At 63.5% G+C, this 16,473-nt stretch carries 15 protein-coding genes and 2 pseudogenes; 9 read left to right on the top strand and 8 right to left on the bottom strand.

Annotation, left to right across the window (positions count from 1 at the left end; genetic code table 11):
- Positions 1-21: 21 nt before the first annotated feature.
- Together AC3CCE_RS10790 and AC3CCE_RS10785 are read right to left on the bottom strand one after the other, a co-directional pair.
- Entirely contained in the window at positions 22-1,089 is a 1,068-nt protein-coding gene (locus tag AC3CCE_RS10790) for an ABC transporter ATP-binding protein (protein ID WP_352626007.1), read from the bottom strand.
- 2 nt (positions 1,090-1,091) lie between these two features.
- Positions 1,092-1,862 (bottom strand): SDR family oxidoreductase, encoded by a 771-nt coding sequence (locus AC3CCE_RS10785; RefSeq protein ID WP_023755956.1) that lies wholly within the window; start codon positions 1,860-1,862, stop codon positions 1,092-1,094.
- A gap of 177 nt (positions 1,863-2,039) precedes the next feature.
- On the opposite strand from AC3CCE_RS10785, the gene AC3CCE_RS10780 reads away from it, so the two are divergent.
- The 4 genes from AC3CCE_RS10780 (at position 2,040) to AC3CCE_RS10765 (ending at position 6,931) form a co-directional block, all read left to right on the top strand.
- Positions 2,040-3,272 (top strand): ABC transporter substrate-binding protein, encoded by a 1,233-nt coding sequence (locus tag AC3CCE_RS10780; protein WP_352512719.1) that lies wholly within the window; start codon positions 2,040-2,042, stop codon positions 3,270-3,272.
- Between the two features lie 421 nt (positions 3,273-3,693).
- Positions 3,694-4,563: a carbohydrate ABC transporter permease gene (locus tag AC3CCE_RS10775; RefSeq protein WP_023745368.1), complete on the top strand. Its 870-nt coding sequence runs from the start codon at positions 3,694-3,696 to the stop codon at positions 4,561-4,563.
- Complete coding sequence (locus AC3CCE_RS10770) at positions 4,560-5,384, top strand: carbohydrate ABC transporter permease (protein ID WP_023668609.1); 825 nt, start codon at positions 4,560-4,562, stop codon at positions 5,382-5,384. Before AC3CCE_RS10775 ends, AC3CCE_RS10770 begins: the two co-directional genes overlap by 4 nt.
- Before the next feature lie 71 nt (positions 5,385-5,455).
- Entirely contained in the window at positions 5,456-6,931 is a 1,476-nt protein-coding gene (locus AC3CCE_RS10765; protein WP_352512126.1) for a M81 family metallopeptidase, read from the top strand.
- A gap of 160 nt (positions 6,932-7,091) precedes the next feature.
- On the opposite strand, the gene AC3CCE_RS10760 is transcribed toward AC3CCE_RS10765, so the two are convergent.
- From AC3CCE_RS10760 to AC3CCE_RS10735, 6 genes and pseudogenes are all read right to left on the bottom strand, one after another.
- Positions 7,092-9,146 (bottom strand): M3 family metallopeptidase, encoded by a 2,055-nt coding sequence (locus AC3CCE_RS10760; protein ID WP_352512128.1) that lies wholly within the window; start codon positions 9,144-9,146, stop codon positions 7,092-7,094.
- Between the two features lie 88 nt (positions 9,147-9,234).
- Entirely contained in the window at positions 9,235-9,648 is a 414-nt protein-coding gene (locus AC3CCE_RS10755) for a hypothetical protein (protein ID WP_023688839.1), read from the bottom strand.
- A 67-nt stretch (positions 9,649-9,715) separates the two neighbouring features.
- The gene (locus AC3CCE_RS10750; RefSeq protein ID WP_023681438.1) at positions 9,716-10,360 is read right to left on the bottom strand and encodes a carbonic anhydrase; all 645 of its coding nucleotides are present in this window, start codon (positions 10,358-10,360) and stop codon (positions 9,716-9,718) included.
- A 149-nt stretch (positions 10,361-10,509) separates the two neighbouring features.
- Positions 10,510-11,273, bottom strand: a pseudogene (locus tag AC3CCE_RS10745) (DUF429 domain-containing protein).
- Positions 11,270-12,154, bottom strand: a complete 885-nt coding sequence (pdxY, locus tag AC3CCE_RS10740) for a pyridoxal kinase PdxY (RefSeq protein WP_023824319.1) — start codon at positions 12,152-12,154, stop codon at positions 11,270-11,272. Before pdxY ends, AC3CCE_RS10745 begins: the two are co-directional and overlap by 4 nt.
- A 133-nt stretch (positions 12,155-12,287) precedes the next feature.
- Positions 12,288-12,539 carry a hypothetical protein gene (locus AC3CCE_RS10735; RefSeq protein WP_023732941.1) on the bottom strand — a complete coding sequence of 84 codons (252 nt, stop codon included), beginning with the start codon at positions 12,537-12,539 and terminating at the stop codon, positions 12,288-12,290.
- Between the two features lie 163 nt (positions 12,540-12,702).
- On the opposite strand from AC3CCE_RS10735, the gene AC3CCE_RS10730 reads away from it, so the two are divergent.
- The 5 genes and pseudogenes from AC3CCE_RS10730 (at position 12,703) to AC3CCE_RS10710 (ending at position 16,421) form a co-directional block, all read left to right on the top strand.
- Positions 12,703-13,335, top strand: coding sequence for a LemA family protein (locus AC3CCE_RS10730; protein WP_023681434.1), 633 nt, complete (start codon positions 12,703-12,705; stop codon positions 13,333-13,335).
- 239 nt (positions 13,336-13,574) lie between these two features.
- Positions 13,575-14,345, top strand: a complete 771-nt coding sequence (locus tag AC3CCE_RS10725) for a TPM domain-containing protein (RefSeq protein WP_352626052.1) — start codon at positions 13,575-13,577, stop codon at positions 14,343-14,345.
- 49 nt (positions 14,346-14,394) lie between these two features.
- A pseudogene (locus AC3CCE_RS10720) lies at positions 14,395-14,850 on the top strand (TPM domain-containing protein); the annotation flags it as partial.
- 35 nt (positions 14,851-14,885) lie between these two features.
- Complete coding sequence (locus AC3CCE_RS10715; protein WP_352626006.1) at positions 14,886-15,776, top strand: TPM domain-containing protein; 891 nt, start codon at positions 14,886-14,888, stop codon at positions 15,774-15,776.
- A gap of 6 nt (positions 15,777-15,782) precedes the next feature.
- The gene (locus AC3CCE_RS10710; RefSeq protein WP_352459947.1) at positions 15,783-16,421 is read left to right on the top strand and encodes a TPM domain-containing protein; all 639 of its coding nucleotides are present in this window, start codon (positions 15,783-15,785) and stop codon (positions 16,419-16,421) included.
- The last annotated feature ends 52 nt before the right edge of the window (positions 16,422-16,473 follow it).

The raw sequence follows: 16,473 nt of genomic DNA, 5'->3' as shown, positions 1-16,473 counted from the left end.
TTCGTTGTCATGCCGGCGCTCTCATAGCGGCAGGCCTGTCGCCGTGTCGAACAGATGGATGTTTGCAGGCGCGACCGAGACCGGCAGCATTTCACCCGGCTTGACCTGGATCCGGTCGCGGAACACGGCGCGCACCGTGTCAGCGCCGATGGCGCCATAGACATGGGTTTCCGAGCCGGTCGGCTCGACGACATCGACCTTGATCGCCATCGCGTCGACAGCCTCGCCGATGACGAAGTGTTCGGGCCGTATGCCGGCCTCGACCGTGCTGCCAGCCGGCACCGTCTTGCCGGCAAGTGCCAGACGTCCGCCCCCGGCCGATTCGAACCAGCTTTTCTCGGGCGTCGTCTTCAGGGCGCCGGAGACAAAACTCATCGACGGCGAGCCGATGAAGGAGGCGACGAATTTGTTGGCGGGACGGTCGTAGAGTTCCAGCGGTGCGCCGACCTGCTGGATCTTGCCGCGGTCCATCACCACGATGCGGTCGGCCATGGTCATGGCCTCGATCTGGTCGTGGGTGACGTAGACGATGGTCGATTTCAGCCGCTGGTGCAGCGCCTTGATCTCGGTGCGCATCTGCACGCGCAATTGCGCGTCGAGATTGCTGAGCGGCTCGTCGAACAGGAACACCGAGGGTTCGCGCACGATGGCGCGGCCCATGGCGACGCGCTGGCGCTGGCCGCCCGACAACTCCCGGGGATAGCGGTCGAGATAGGAGAACAGGTTGAGGACGCCGGAGGCCTTTTTCACCTTGTCGTCGATTGCCGTGCGACTCTCGCCGCGAATCTTGGGACCAAAGCCGATATTGTCGGCCGCTTTCAGGTGCGGAAACAGCGCATAGGACTGGAAGACCATCGCGATGTTACGCTGCTGTGGCGGCAAATCGTTGGCGCGCACGCCGCCGATCAAGAGGTCGCCTGCGGTGATCGGCTCCAGCCCGGCCAGCATGCGCAGCAAGGTCGACTTGCCGCAGCCGGAAGGGCCGACCAGCACGACGAACTCGCCGCTCTTGATGTCGAGGCTGATGTTTTCGAGGATCTTGTAGCGTCCGAAGGATTTCGACAGGTCGCGGAACTCGACATCGGTCATGGTCAGGCTCCCAATATGTCGTCGATGAAGGGCAGGAAGCCGGCGGTCAGTCCGGCGTCGACCGGCACCACCGCGCCGGTTATCCCCGATGCGCGATCCGAAACAAGGAAGGCCACCGCTTCGGCCACTTCCGTGGCGTCGACGATGCGGCCGAGGGGATAGAGCCGCTTGAGCTTGCCGAGAACATCCGGGTTCTTGGCCAACCGATGGTCCCATGCGGCGGTGCGGATCGAGCCGGGGCAGACGACATTGGCGCGCAGCCCGTTGCGGCCGAGTTCCACAGCGATCGCTTTGGCATAGGCATTGATGCCGGCCTTGGCTGCGGCATAGGCCGGGTTGCCGAAGTGGGCGATGGCGTTGACGGAAGAGATGAAGACGACGCTGCCCGAACCGCGCGCGGCCATCGCCTTGATCAGTGGATCGGCGAACAGCATCACCCCGGTCAGATTGAGGTCGAGCTCATGCGTGATCTTGTCGGGGGTCAGCGCTGCAAGAGTCTCGGCGCGCGTCCAGCCGGCATTGTTGATCAGGATGTCGGGCACGCCGTCTTTCCCGAGGATCGCCGTGATCGCGGCATCGGTGGAGATCCGGTCGAGAAGGTCGAAGACGTGGCGCGACGCCAGATGCGGACTGCCGAGCTGGTCTTGCGACTGGTCGCAGCCGACGACGCGCGCGCCTCGTTCGGCCAGCAGCGCCACAATAGCCGAGCCGAGCCCGCCGCCGGCGCCGGTCACCAGCACGGTCTTGCCTGCGAATTCGGCCTTTGAAACCACGCTGCGCGCCTCCTGGGATCTACGATAATCGGAAAACGCTATTTTAAGAAATGTAATTAAGCAACAGGATAATCCGCTTGCACAGCGTCAAATGATGGATAATGTAGGAAAGTCACATAAAGCCTTGGTCGCCTGGAAGCCGCAAGAGCGCAGGCGCAATCAAATGGGAGAGATCGAATGAAGCTTGCAAAATGGACTGTCGGCCTGATGGCCGGAATGAGCCTGCTCGCCCTGGCCGCGCAGGCAGGTGCCGGCGAGGTGCGCGTAACCGTCGCCGAATACAGCGCCAAGACCGGCCCGTATTTCGAAGCGGTGAAAAAGGAATTCGAGGCAGCCAACCCGGGTATCACCGTCAAGTTCGAAGTTGTGCCGTGGGACGTGCTGCTGCAGAAGCTGACCACCGACATCACGGCCGGCACCAATGCCGACCTGTCGATCATCGGCACCCGCTGGCTGATCGATTTCGTCCAGCAGGATGTCGCCGAGCCGCTCGACGGCTATATCAAGCCGGAGTTCAAGGACCGCTTCATCGACACCTTCCTGTCGCCCTCGATCATGGAGGGCAAGACCTACGGCCTGCCGATCGCGGCCTCGGCGCGCGCCATGTACTACAACAAGGAATTGTTCGAGAAGGCCGGAATCGCCAACCCGCCGGCAACCTGGACCGAGCTGCAGGAGGATGCGCGCAAGATCAAGGCACTGGGCACCGGATCCTTCGGCTTCGGCCTGCAGGGCAAGGAGATCGAGACCGACGTCTATTACTATTATGCGATGTGGTCGCAAGGCACCGAGATCCTCAACAAGGATGGCACGTCGGGCCTCGGCACGCCGGGCGCGCTCGAAGCCGCCAAGCTCTACAAGTCGATGATCGACGAAGGCCTGACGGAACCCGGCGTCACCTCCAACAACCGCGAGGACGTCCAGAACCTGTTCAAGCAGGGCAAGGTCGGCATGATGATCACCGCGCCCTTCCTGTCCAACCAGATCAAGGACGAGGCGCCGAACCTGAAATATGGCGTGGCCGCTATCCCCGCCGGACCGACCGGCGCGCGCGGCACGTACGGCGTCACCGATTCCATCATCATGTTCAAGAATTCCAAGAACAAGGATGAGGCCTGGAAGCTGCTCGACTTCCTGTTCACCACCGAACAGCGCGCCAAGTTCACGCAAGGCGAAGGCTTCCTGCCGGTGAACAAGGAAGAGGCCAAGATGGACTATTACGTCAACAATGCCGATCTGGCAGCGTTCACCGCGCTGCTGCCCGACGCCCGCTTTGCACCGGTCATCCCCGGCTGGGAAGAAGTCGCCCAGATCACCTCGGATGCCATGCAGAAGATCTATCTCGGCGGCGACCCCGAGGCAGGCTTGAAGGAAGCGGCTGCCAAGGCCAACGCCGTGATCAAGAAATAGGGCGTATCTCCCTGCGCCCGGCGCGCCCCACGGGGCGCGCCACACTTCCTCTCCCTCCGGAGGGGGGAGAGGTGGCTCGGCGAAGCCGAGACGGAGTGGGGGAACCACCTGGCAACCGCCGCGAACGGACATAGGAAGGGCAATAGGGGCAAACATCACCTCGCCTTGCGCCCCAAGGGTCGACATCCACTCCGTCGACCCCCACTCCGTCGAGCTTCGCTCGACACCTCTCCCCCGATCGACGGGGGAGAGGAAGGGCTCCCTTCCGCAACCGCTGCGGAGGATGGGCAGGCAGGTGAGGGGCAGCGCAAACGTCCGCAGGAGATTCAAACCCTGAAGCGCTGCCTTAGACCGATATGCGAGATTGATCCGAGCTGGCGCGCCAGCGCCACTTATGTCCAACACGGTACGAATCCGGCCGATGCAAAATCGTTACCTGCCCTATTTATTGACCTTGCCCAGCCTGTTTCTGGCCGCAGTCGTCATCTTCTGGCCGGTCTGGGACCTGATCCAGATATCGACGCATGATGTCAGCCGTTTTGGGCAGCTGCGGGACTTCAACGATTTCGCCAATTATTCCGCCTTCCTCGCCGATCCCGATTTCCTGGCGGCACTCTGGCGCACCGGCCTGTGGACCGTGCTGGTGGTCGGCGGCGCGCTGCTGTTGTCCGTCCCCGTGGCGATGATCCTCAATACCGATTTCTACGGCCGCGGCATTGCCCGCGTCATCATCATGCTGCCCTGGGCGGTGTCGCTGACGATGACGGCGGTGGTCTGGCGCTGGGCGCTCAACGGCGAAAGCGGGATGCTGAACTCGGCGCTGATCGGGCTTGGCCTGATCCATGAGAACATCCAGTGGCTGGCGCGCGCCGAGACGGCATTCCCGATGCAGGTGCTGATCGGCATATTGGTGACGGTACCGTTCACCACGACCATCTTCCTCGGCGGCCTGTCGTCGATCCCCGACGACCTCTACGAGGCGGCGGCCCTGGAGGGGGCGACGCCGCTGCAGCAGTTCCGCGAGATCACCTTTCCGCTGCTGAAGCCGTTCATCAACATCGCCATCGTCCTCAACACCATCTACGTCTTCAATTCCTTCCCGATCATCTGGGTGATGACGCAGGGCGGGCCGGCCAACTCGACCGACATATTGGTCACCCATCTCTACAAGCTGGCCTTCCGCATCGGCAAACTGGGGGAAGCATCGGCGGTGTCGCTGCTGATGTTTGCCATCCTTTTGATCTTCACCATGATCTATGTGCGGCTTGCCATGCGGGAGCAGCGCACATGACGCCCAAGCTGAAGCGTACGATCATCGCATGGCTGCTGCTTTCGCCGCTGCTCGTGGTGACCATCTTCCCCTTCGCGGTAATGTTTTTGACCGCGGTCAAACCGCGGCAGGAGGTGCTGTCGCCGACCTGGTGGCCAAGCGAATTCCACTGGTCGAATTTTGCCGACATGTGGGTGGCGACCGGCTTTGGCCAGGCGCTGGCCAATTCGCTCTATGTCTCTGTTATCGCCACCGTCGGCGCCATCCTGATCTCGGTGCCGGCCGCCTATGCCATGTCGCGGTTTCGCTTTGCCGGCTATGGCGCCTTCCGCCAGTTCCTGCTGATCTCGCAGATGATCTCGCCGATCGTGCTGGTGCTCGGCCTGTTCCGGCTGATGGCGGCCTGGGGTCTGATCGAATCCACGACCGCGCTCGGCGTCATCTACATGGCTTTCAACGTCGCCTTCACCGTGTGGATGCTGCAAAGCTATTTCGACACCATCCCGCGCGATCTCGAGGAAGCAGCGTGGATGGAAGGCGCCGGCCGCTGGCTGACCTTGCGAAAAGTGTTTCTGCCGCTTTGCCTGCCGGCAATCGCGGTGACCGCCATCTTCACCTTCATCAACGCATGGAATGAGTTCGTCGTTGCGCTCACAATGCTGCGCAGCCAGGAAAGTTACACGCTGCCGATCCAGGTGTTCTCGCTGGTCGCCGGCCGCTACACGATCGAATGGCACCATGTAATGGCGGCGACGCTGCTGGCGACGCTGCCGGTGGCAATCCTGTTCATCTGGCTGCAGCGCTATCTCGTCCGCGGGCTGGCGCTCGGGGCCGTAAAATAGCAATTCCAGGAAAAGTGTGGAGCGGTTTTCCGTCCGGAATTGCGAAAAACAAATAGCCGTACGGAGTTTTCATGCGCATCTTCACCGCCTCGCTGGCGACCGAAACCAACACCTTCTCGCCGGTGCCGACCGACCGGGCGTCGTTCGAGATGGCGTTCTATGCCGGGCCGGGCAAGCATCCTGATACACCGACCTTGTGCTCCTCGCCGATGGTCGCGCTGCGCCGGCGCGCGGCTGCCGAAGGGCTGACCGTCGTCGAAGGCACCGCCACCTGGGCGGAGCCGGGCGGGCTGGTGCAGCGGCAGACCTATGAGGGGTTGCGTGACGAGATTCTCGGCCAGTTGAAGGCAGCCTTGCCGGTCGGCGCCGTCATCCTCGGCCTGCACGGCGCCATGGTGGCGCAAGGCTATGACGATTGCGAAGGCGATCTGCTGGAACGGGTTCGCGCAATCGTCGGGCCCGACGTGGTGATCGCGGTGGAGCTCGACCCGCACAGTCATCTGACCCCAAAGCGCGTCGCGGCATGCAATGTCATGGCCTATTTCCTCGAATTCCCGCACACCGACTTCTATGAGCGCGGCGAACATGTCGTCGAGCTTGGATTGGCGGCGGCGCGCGACGAGATCAAGCCGGTGATCTCGACCTTCGACTGCCGCATGATCCAGGTGCTGCCGACCAGCCGCGAGCCGATGCGCTCCTTCGTCGACCGCATCAAGGCGCTGCACGGCAAGGACGGCGTGCTGTCGGTCTCGGTCATCCACGGCTTCATGGCGGCGGACGTGCCGGAAATGGGCACGCGCATCCTGGTCGTGACCGACAATGACAAGGCCAAGGGCGATGCGCTGGCAGAGAGGCTCGGGCGCGAGCTTTACGCCATACGCGAAAGGACGGCGATGACGATGCTGAACACCGAGGATGGCATCGCGCGGGCACTGGCCGTGCGCAAGGGAAACCCCGGCAAGCCGGTTGTGATTGCCGACATCTGGGACAATCCCGGCGGTGGCGTCGCCGGCGACGGTACCGTTGTGCTGCGCGCCATGTTGGAACAGGGCGTTGACAATTTTGGCGTGGCGACGATCTGGGACCCGATCGCCGTCACATTTTGCCACGCGGCAGGCGAAGGCGCCGTCATCGACCTGCGCTTCGGCGGCAAGGCCGGGCCGCTGGCCGGCGAACCGATCGATGCGCGCGTCAAGGTGTTGAAAGCCGTCCCCGAGGGCTGGCAGAGCTTCGGGCCAAGCCGGGTGACGCTCGGGCCGACGGCGCTGGTGCGGCTCGAAGGCACCGAAATCGACATCATCCTCAACACCAACCGCACGCAGACCTTCGAGCCGGATATTTTCTCCAACATCGGCGTCGATCCGTTGTCGAAGGACATATTGCTGATCAAGTCGACCAACCATTTCTACGCCGGTTTTGAACCGATCGCGGCGGAGATTATTTATGTCTCGGCGCCGAGTTCGTATCCGAGCAATCCGGCGGTGACGGATTACAAGAAGCTGACGCGGCCGGTGTGGCCACGGGTGGCTGACCCTTGGCGCTGGTGATCTCCCCGCTTGAGAGGGAGATGTCGCCAAAGGCGACAGAGGGGGTCCTCGCGCGTGAAGCGCCGACCTTCATCTGCCGCAGGAGGTCGAGCCCAGTCGGACCGACCCCCTCTGGCCGCTTTGCGGCCATCTCCCCCTCGAGGGGGGAGACAAGGCGGCGCTATAGCAATCCCCGCTTCACCATCATCGCTTCCGGCGAAGGCATCTTGCCGCGGAACGCCGTGTACAGCTCCTCCGGATCCTTCGACCCGCCGGCGGCATAGATATTCTTCCGCAGCCGTTCCGCCAGCGCCGGGTTGAAGGGATCGCCAGTCTCCTCGAAGGCGGCGAAGGCGTCGGCGTCGAGCACTTCCGACCACATGTAGGAATAGTAGCCGGCTGAATAACCGTCGCCGGAGAAGATATGGCCGAAATGCGGGGTGCGATGACGCATGGCGATGGTGTCGGGCATATCAAGCTTTTCCAGCGTTTCGGCTTCGAAACGCAGCGGTTCCGCCGGCGCATCCGGCCGCGCGTGATACGCCATGTCGATCAGCGCCGACGCTGTGAACTCGACCGTGGCGAAACCGGCGCCGAACGTGCGGGCGGCCAGCATCTTGTCGAGCAGCGACTTCGGCATCGGCTTGCCGGTCTTGACATGCAGCGCATGCTTTTCCAGCACTGCGGGCACCGTCAGCCAGTGCTCGTAGAGCTGCGAAGGCAGTTCGACGAAATCGCGGGAAACCGAGGTGCCCGCCACCGACGGCCAGGTGACGTCGGTCAGCATGCCGTGCAAAGCATGGCCGAATTCGTGGAACAGGGTCTTGGCCTCATCGACCGACAGCAGCGCCGCTTCCCCCGCCGGCGGCTTGGCGAAGTTCATGATGTTGTAGATCACCGGCTTTGAGCCATCCCCAAGCTTGTAGCCAGACTTCAGCGCGCTCATCCAGGCGCCAGAACGCTTCGAGGATCGGGCAAAATAGTCGGCGAGGAACAGGCCGCGCTCGCTGCCATCGGCGTTCTTCACCACGAAGACGCGCGCGTCGGGATGCCAGGCGGCGATGCCCTTCTTCTCCTCGAAAGTGATGCCGAACAGTTTTGTGGCGACGTCGAAGCAGGCGTCGATGACCCGGTCGAGTTGCAGATAGGGTTTCAGTTCCGCCTCGTCGAAGTCGAATTTTTCGGCGCGCAATTTCTCCTGGTAGAAGCGCCAGTCCCAGGCGGCGAATTTTTCGTTGCTGCCTGCCTTGGTCGCCAGCCGCTCCAGCTCCTTCTGGTCGGCGGCGGCCTTCTCCAGCGCTTTCTCCCAGACCGGGTCGAGGAGGTCGTGCACCGCCTTCGGCGTCTTGGCCATGGTGTCGTCGAGCTTCAGCGCGGCGAACGAGGCATAGCCGAGCAGCCTGGCCTTTTCGGCGCGCAATTTCAGCATGTCGCGCACCACTGCGGTGTTGTCGCTGGCGCCGCCATTCTGGCCGCGCATGGTGAAGGCGCGGAAAGCGGTCTCGCGCAGATCGCGGCGTTCAGAAAAGGTCGTGAACGGCTCATAGATTGAGCGCGACAAAGTGACGGCGTAGCGGCCCTTCTGGCCGCGCGTCTCGGCGGCTTCGGCCATCGAACTCTTCACGAAGTCCGGCAGGCCCGCAAGATCAGCCTCGTCGAGGAAAAGCGCCCAGTCGCGCTCGTCGGCCAGCACGTTCTGGCCGAAGGTCGTGCCGAGCGAGGACAGCTCCTCGCTGATGTTGGCCAGCCGCTTCTTGCCGTCGGCGTCGAGTTTTGCGCCCGATCGCACAAAGCCTTTCCAGGTCTTCTCCAGCACCCGCAGCGTCTCGGCGTCGAGTTTTAGCGTCTCCCGGCGCTGGTAGAGGTCGTCGATGCGGGCAAATAGTTTCTCGTTCATCGAGATCGCCGAGAAATGCCGCGACATCTTCGGCGAGATATCGCGTTCCAGCGCCTGGATCGCATCGTTGGTGTGGGCGCCGGCCCGGCACCAGAAGATCGACGAGACATGGTCGAGCGGCTCACCGGCGAGCTCGAGGGCTGCCAGCGTATTCTCGATGGTCGGCGCATCCTTGTTGCCGGCGATCGCATCGATTTCGGCCTCATGTGCCTTCAGCGCCGCGTCGAACACCGAGGAGAAATCGTCGTCGCCGATGCTGGCAAAATCCGGCAGGCCGAGCGGCCCTTGCCATTTGGTCAGCGGATGGGCGGCGAGATCGACGGTTTTCGTGGACGGCATGGGGGATCTTTCGATGATTGGCGGAGCTTGCTGACCGATGTAGGGCGATGACTGGCGCGGCGCAACAGCGCGGCCGTTCAAGCCCGCGTCAGAAGCCGTCGCAATTTTCCGCGATCGCCGCTTGCGAACTGGCGGTGATGCGGTTGCCGGTGACGGCGAACGTTTCCTGCATCAGCATGTCATTGTTGGGGAAATCATAGCAGGCGATGACAGTGGTGACGCCGGCCTCGCTCTTTTCGACGCGATGCCGGATTGCGGCGCCGGCGACCGCGCCCTTCCATTCGTCGATCGACGCGATGAACTCCTGCTTCGACTGCACGACGCCGAGATCGTCGAGCTTGATGCGGACATCGTCGGCGAGCAGGTCCGACAATTCGGTGCGATCGGCGACCAGCAGCGCCGAATACCAGCGGTCGATAATGGCGCCGTCATCGGAGCGGGCAGGGACGAGCGAAATCAGCAGCGCCGCTACGGCGAAAGCGATCGCAGGCCAAACCCGCATTCTTGCCTCCTCTTATTTGACCATGCCCTTATCCGAAAACCGGTTCCCACTTTTCGGGATCATGGGTCTACGTCAAATCCGGCCGCTCGAAGTCGCCGGTGTCCTTGTTCATCACCCAGAGCTCGCCGGTCGAGATGTCGAACCAGGCGCCATGCAGCGACAGCCGCCCCTTGCCTTCGAGGATGGAGACGCAAGGGAAGGTCCTGAGATTGGCGATCGAATAGCGGATGGAAATCCGCTCCAGCGCCGTCTGCCGTTCGGTTGCCGTCATGAACGTGCTGGACGAAACGGTTTCGGCCGCCGGCGCGATCAGGCTCATCCATTTGCCGATGAAGTCGCCGGGCGACAGCGGCGCCGAATTGGTGTCGAGCGCGGCGCGGATGCCGCCGCAGCGGCCATGGCCCATCACCACGATGTTTTTCACCTTCAGGCTCTGCACGGCGAATTCGAGCGCGGCCGAGGTCGAGTGGAACTCGCCGTCCGGTGCATAGGGCGGCACCAGATTGCCGACATTGCGCAGGACGAACAGTTCGCCCGGACCGGCGTCGAAGATCGCCTCGGGGGCAGAGCGGGAATCGCAGCAGGCAACGATCATGGTTTCGGGCGCCTGCCCCTCGCGGGCGAGCTCGCGATAGCGTCCGCTCTCGGTGAGATAGCGGCCATTCATGAAGTTGCGGTAGCCGGTCCAAAGATGTTCGGGGAGATGGGGCATGGGCTAGGGATGAAGCCTTTCGGGGTTAGCGACGGCAGCTCATTTCAAGTTAGAAAGGCTCTAACGGCAAATGCCCGTCGCGGGCAATGCCGAATTGCGGATGGCTTCGTCGCAAATCGCCATGCCGCACGCATGGCTCGCCGCTTGCCTCACGCCCACATCGCCAGGGGAATGCCCAAACGGTCGGCAAGCGGCGGGTCGGGAAACGGCTTTGCCTCGCCGCCGGCAATGCGTCCGGCAATCAGCATCATCGCTGCGGCGTCGAGGAAATCGTCGGCGGCAGCACCGCGTGGCGGCGGCTGGTCAAGGAAAGCTCTGGTATAGCCGTGCCGGCAGAGCAGTGCCTTGCGCTCTTCCATCCCGGCAGGATTGACTGCGCCCTTGATCTTCTTCGGCAGCGTCATCGGTTTTCGCCGTTCAGCCGGCAGAAGGCCACTTCGGGGTGCGATTCGAAGACGCGGCGGCGCAGTTCCGGACGCACAATCAGCAGCGCGTCGATCTCGCGGATCTTGGCAAATATGCCGAAGGCCTGGATCGAGACGCCGCGTGGCGGATCGGAGGTCGCCTTGGCCACCTCTCTGGCGCGCCGATGCGCCTCATACCAGGCCTCGACCGTGGTGAAGTCGCTGATGTCGGCGTAGAGGGCCGCGCGGGACGGGATAGAGAAGACGCTGGATTGCCGTGCTCCGAGCATTGGCCGTACCAAGGTCTCCGGCCCGCGCCCGCCTCTTTGCGAGACGTCCGGCAGGCCGATCGGCATGTCGACGACCACTGTCGCATCGGCGGGCAAGGCGTCGAGCAGGGTCGCAAAGCTGGGAAAGACGCGGACTGACGGCGCGGCATCCAGATCGCGGCGGACGGCGATCCAGCCGGCCTTGCAGCCGTCGACGCCGACGACCAGGGTCGAGGTCACGCCCGGCGGTCCCGCCCCGGATGGGTGAGGTGGCGCAGCTGCACCATCGCCATCGGGTGCGACAGGCTCTGGGCATCGGTTTCAAGCTGCAGCTCGTCGCCGCCACGCTTGGCGGTTCGCGCCAGGATTTCGTAGACGGCGGCGGTGGTCGATTGCAGCGCCTTGATCGGCGGCTGCCCCGACAGGATGCGGGCGAGGTAGACGGCCGCAGTCAGGTCGCCGAGGCCATTCGGCGGCTTGTCGATGAGGCGGTGTTCGGCCAGCAGCGCCTGGGTGCCGTCAAGCAGCAGATTGCCGGTGCCGCCGGTCATCATCGACTGTGCCGACGTCACCAGCATTGTTGACGGTCCGGCATGGAGGGCGGCCGAGATCACCGATTTCAGATCGGGCAAAGGCGCACCGGCCATCCATTCCAGCTCATAGCGGTTGGGGGTGGCGATGTCGGCGATCGGCATCAGCCGGTCGCGCATCGCGGCGGCCGTCGGCTCGGGCACATAGAGCCCGCCGGAATCGCCCATCACCGGATCGCATATATAGATCGCTTCCGGCGTCTTGGCCTTGACGGCCGCGACCAGCGAAGCGACGGCGTCGGCCTGGCCGGCCTCGCCGAGATAGCCCGACAGCACCGCACCGACCTCACCCAGCCAGGGCGCGCGCTCGAGATCGGCCATCAGCGCCTTGAACTGGTCGAGCGGCGGCACGATGCGCGTGGCGCGGCCGTGGCCCGGATGCCAGGGCAAGATGACCGTCGGTACCGCCCACACCGGAAAGCCCAGCGTCTCCAGCGCAAACACGGCGGCGCGGTTGCCGACCGAGCCGCGGGCGACATGGCTGGAAATGACGATGACCGCGCGCGGCGCGTCGGCTTTTTCGCTGTTCATGGAAAATCCTAGATACGGATAATTTTTCGTTAAATCGTCATCCTGATCTATCTCTTTGGTTGGAGCATGATCTCCGGACAAAACGGTTCCCGCTTGTCCGAGAAAACCGGTTCCCACTTTTCAGGATCATGCTCTAGCTGCCCCGGGAGACGTAGTACACGAGCCAGATCAAAAGGCCGAGGGCGACGATGAGCCCAAGTGTGCGGCCGATGCGGGTGCCCCAGACCTCGATCGGATCGGATCGGTCGGCCTCGGCTGCGGTAACATGATCGCGGGCGCCTTTCGCTGCCCGTGACACCAGCGATGCGCCGCCAAGGCCGCCCTCGTTCGCCACGCGCTCAATAATGCGGCGCGATTCGCTGTCATCGTCGCGGCGTTCCGCCATGATCCTGTCCTGTTTGCCGGCAACCATATCGTGTTCGCGCGATCAATCACAGGGCCTCGCCGGCGCATGAATGCGCGCCAGGAATGCGCGCCAGCGGCAGACATTTTCTTGAGCGCGGATTGTGCTAATGCTTCGCGTGCAACTTCTGTCGAGGGACCTCACCATGTTTGCCCAGCGCCTTGCCTTCCCTTTCCGCAGTCTGCCGGCCGTGCTGATGATGGCCGTCGTGCTGCCTCTGCTCGCCGGCTGCGGCTTCAACACCATCCCGACGGCGGAGGAAAACGCCAAGGCGGCATGGAGCGAGGTGCTGAACCAGTATCAGCGTCGGTCCGACCTCATTCCCAATTTGGTCGAGACGGTGAAGGGCTATGCCTCGCATGAAAAGGACACGCTCGATGCGGTGGTCGAAGCGCGCGCTAAGGCGACGCAGATCACGGTGACGCCGGAAACGCTGAAGGACCCCGAAGCGCTCAAGAAGTTCCAGGATGCGCAATCAGGGCTGACCAGCGCGCTATCGCGGCTGATCGCGGTGTCGGAGGCCTATCCCGACCTCAAGGCCAACCAGAATTTCCTGGCGCTGCAGGCGCAACTCGAAGGCACCGAGAACCGTATCGCCGTGGCGCGGCGCGACTACATCCTGGCGGTCAAGGATTACAATCTGACGCTGAGGACCTTTCCGTCGGTGCTATGGGCAACCTTCTGGTTCCGCAGCAACGAGCCCTTCGCCAACTTCACCGTCGAAGAAGACAAGATGCAGCCGCCGAAGGTCGATTTCGGCACGAAGCAGGGCGGGTGATGACGTCTGGGTGAGCTTGGCCTTTGCCAGCCTTGCGTTCCTTCACACCCCCCTCTGTCCTGCCGGACATCTCCCCCTCAAGGGGGGAGATCAGCTGTCTTCTGTCCTTGCGCCAAATATCAGCGTTGCCGGCTGAGCGTCGGCAGCGAGATTGCCAATCTCCCCCCTCGAGGGGGAGATGTCCGGCAGGACAGAGGGGGACGCGAAGGAACGCCAACCTTGGTGTTCTTCTCGCCTTTCTGGCCGTCTTCCTGCCCCTCACCGCCTTCGCCGCCGACCTCCCCGCGCTGACCGGCCGCGTCGTCGACAACGACGGCATTATCGACGCGGGAACCAAAGCCGCGCTCACCCAGAAACTCGCCGACTTCGAGACAAAAGGCTCCGACCAGATCGTCGTCGCCACCATCCCCAGCCTCGACGGCGAGGAGATTGAGCCTTACGCCAACCGGCTGTTTCGCTTCTGGAAGCTCGGCCAGGCCAAGGAAAATAACGGCGTGCTGCTGCTGGTGGCGCCGAACGACCGCAAGATGCGCATCGAGGTCGGCTATGGGCTGGAAGGCACGCTGACCGATTTGCACACCAAGCTGATCATCGAAAACGACATGGTGCCGGCGTTCCGCGCCGGCGATTTCTCCGGGGGCATTTCCAAGGCCGTCGACGACATGGTGATGGTGCTGGAAGGCAATCCGGAGGAATTGGAGGCGCGCGGCGAGCGCAACCAGAAGCCGCCCATCAATACCGACAATCTGTTCTTCGGCGTCTTCATCAGCATCTGGGCAATCATCTTCTTCGGCAGCATGGCCGCCTCCATCCTGCCGCCGATCTTCGGCCAAAAACTCGGTCCCGGCCGCTATCGCTGGCTCGGCATGACATTCGAGCCGGGCCGGCGGTCGTCCAGCGGCGGCTGGTCTTCGGGCGGGGGCGGCTGGTCGTCGGGTTCAAGCGGTGGTGGCGGCTTTTCCGGCGGCGGCGGTTCGTCCGGCGGCGGCGGCTCCTCGGGAAGCTGGTGACGAGATGACAACACGCATCGCCAATCCCTGGCATGGCCGCTTCGCCACGATGACCGGCGCTGCCTTGCTGGTCTTGCTCGTCAGCTTCGCGGCGCTGGCGGCGGAACTGCCCGCCCTCACCGGTCGTGTCGTCGACAATGCAGGCATCATCGATGCCGCGACCGAGGCGGCGCTCACCCAAAGACTGGCCGATTTCGAGACCAAAGGCTCCGACCAGATCGTCGTCGCGACGGTTCCCAGCCTCGACGGCGAGGAGATCGAGCCTTACGCCACCCGGCTGTTCAACGCTTGGAAGCTCGGCCAGAAGGCCAAGAACAATGGCGTGCTTCTGCTGGTGGCCGTGAACGACCGCAAGATGCGCATCGAGGTCGGCTACGGGCTGGAAGCCACGCTCACCAACCAGCACGCCACACGGATCATTGAAGGCATGGTGCCGGCCTTCCGCGCCGGGGATTTCTCCGGCGGTATTTCCAAAGCGGTCGACGACATGATCATGGTGATTGAGGACAGTCATGGTGGTTGAGGGGAACTGGTGACGGCATGACAGTACGCGTCTTCAATCCGCCAAGACCTGGCCGCGCAGCCGCGACGATCGGCATCGCGCTGTTGACGATGCTCACCATGCTGTTTGTAGCTTTGGCGGCAGACCTGCCGGCACTCACCGGGCGGGTGGTCGACAATGCCGGTATTATCGACGCCGCGACCAAGGCGGCACTGACGCAGAAGCTCGCGGATTTCGAGACCAAAGGCTCCGACCAGATCGTCGTCGCCACGATCAACAGCCTCGACGGCGAGGAGATCGAACCCTACGCCAACCGGCTGTTCCGCTTTTGGAAACTCGGGCAGGCCGGCGAAAACAACGGCGTGCTTCTGCTGGTGGCCAAGAACGACCACAAGATGCGCATCGAGGTCGGCTACGGGCTGGAAGGCACGCTGACCGACCTGCACACCAAACTGATCATCGAAAACGACATGGTGCCGGCGTTCCGCGCCGGTGATTTCTCCGGCGGCATTTCCAAGGCCGTCGACGACATGGTCATGGTGCTGGAAGGCAACCCGGAAGAGCTGGAGGCGCGCGGCAAGCGCAACCCGGCCGACCGCAGCACGCCCATCGATCCCGTCGTCGCGGTCTTCCTGATCCTGTGGGCGGCGATGTTCTTCGGCGGCCTGGCGATGGCCTTCCTGCCGCCGATCTTCGGCACCAAGCTGTCGCCGGGCGTGTATAAATGGCTGGGCATGACCTTTCACTACGGCCAGGGGCCGAGCGGATCGTCCTCGGGCTCCAGCAGCTGGACAACAAGTTCGTCGTCGGGCAGCGGATGGTCATCGGGAAGTTCGGGCAGCAGCTGGTCTTCGGGCTCAAGCAGCGGCGGCGGGTTTTCAGGCGGCGGCGGTTCGTCTGGCGGTGGCGGGTCTTCAGGGAGCTGGTGAGAGAAGATGGCAACACGACCGATCAGCCCACAGGACCATGAGCGCATCGCCACCGCGATCCGCGCGGCCGAGGCCAAAACCGACGGCGAGATCTACTGCGTCGTTGCGCATGCCAGCGACGGCTATTTCTTTCCCGCCGCCTTCATGGCGACATCAGGCATGCTGATTGCCAGCCTCGCCGTCGCTTATGGGCTGGAAGCCTGGTGGCTGTCGATCCGGCTGCCGCATTTCGTCATTGTCCAACTGCTGGCACTGGCCTCGGTGTTGGTGCTTTTGTGGGCGCTGCCGGGCTTGCGCATCCATCTGGTGCCGCGCCGGCAGCGTTATCAGGCGGCACATCACAATGCGCTCAGGCAGTTCCTCGCCCGCAATGTCCACCGCACCACGGCGCGCACCGGCGTGTTGGTCTTCGTGTCGATCGCCGAGCGTTATGCCGAAGTGGTCGCCGATTCGGGCATCGACAGCAAGGTCGGCCAGCATGTCTGGGACGGCGTGCTGCGCGATCTCCTGCAGCATGCCGGTCACGACCGGCTCGCCGACGGCTTCGTCAAGGCGATCGGGCAGGTCGGCGCGGTGCTGGCCGAGCATTTCCCGGTGACGTCGGGCGATGCCAATGAACTGGACGATCATCTCGTCGAGATCTGAAAAGCCAGCACGCGCTACCCGGACGGACGCCTGACCGCGCCGGCTGGGTGCG

It is taken from the genome of Mesorhizobium sp. P160187 (assembly GCF_057766425.1).
Note: the sequence above shows the minus strand (reverse complement) of the source record. Positions and strands in the feature narration are given on the sequence as shown.

What these genes read in the sequence shown, in the direction of transcription:
- AC3CCE_RS10730 (WP_023681434.1), top strand. Translation starts at nt 12,703, where the DNA reads ATGTTTGCCCAGCGCCTTGCCTTCCCTTTCCGCAGTCTGCCGGCCGTG.
- AC3CCE_RS10735 (WP_023732941.1), bottom strand. Translation starts at nt 12,539, where the DNA reads ATGGCGGAACGCCGCGACGATGACAGCGAATCGCGCCGCATTATTGAG.
- pdxY (WP_023824319.1), bottom strand. Translation starts at nt 12,154, where the DNA reads ATGAACAGCGAAAAAGCCGACGCGCCGCGCGCGGTCATCGTCATTTCC.
- AC3CCE_RS10755 (WP_023688839.1), bottom strand. Translation starts at nt 9,648, where the DNA reads ATGCGGGTTTGGCCTGCGATCGCTTTCGCCGTAGCGGCGCTGCTGATT.
- AC3CCE_RS10750 (WP_023681438.1), bottom strand. Translation starts at nt 10,360, where the DNA reads ATGCCCCATCTCCCCGAACATCTTTGGACCGGCTACCGCAACTTCATG.
- AC3CCE_RS10770 (WP_023668609.1), top strand. Translation starts at nt 4,560, where the DNA reads ATGACGCCCAAGCTGAAGCGTACGATCATCGCATGGCTGCTGCTTTCG.
- AC3CCE_RS10715 (WP_352626006.1), top strand. Translation starts at nt 14,886, where the DNA reads ATGACAGTACGCGTCTTCAATCCGCCAAGACCTGGCCGCGCAGCCGCG.
- AC3CCE_RS10760 (WP_352512128.1), bottom strand. Translation starts at nt 9,146, where the DNA reads ATGCCGTCCACGAAAACCGTCGATCTCGCCGCCCATCCGCTGACCAAA.
- AC3CCE_RS10775 (WP_023745368.1), top strand. Translation starts at nt 3,694, where the DNA reads ATGCAAAATCGTTACCTGCCCTATTTATTGACCTTGCCCAGCCTGTTT.
- AC3CCE_RS10780 (WP_352512719.1), top strand. Translation starts at nt 2,040, where the DNA reads ATGAAGCTTGCAAAATGGACTGTCGGCCTGATGGCCGGAATGAGCCTG.
- AC3CCE_RS10710 (WP_352459947.1), top strand. Translation starts at nt 15,783, where the DNA reads ATGGCAACACGACCGATCAGCCCACAGGACCATGAGCGCATCGCCACC.
- AC3CCE_RS10790 (WP_352626007.1), bottom strand. Translation starts at nt 1,089, where the DNA reads ATGACCGATGTCGAGTTCCGCGACCTGTCGAAATCCTTCGGACGCTAC.
- AC3CCE_RS10765 (WP_352512126.1), top strand. Translation starts at nt 5,456, where the DNA reads ATGCGCATCTTCACCGCCTCGCTGGCGACCGAAACCAACACCTTCTCG.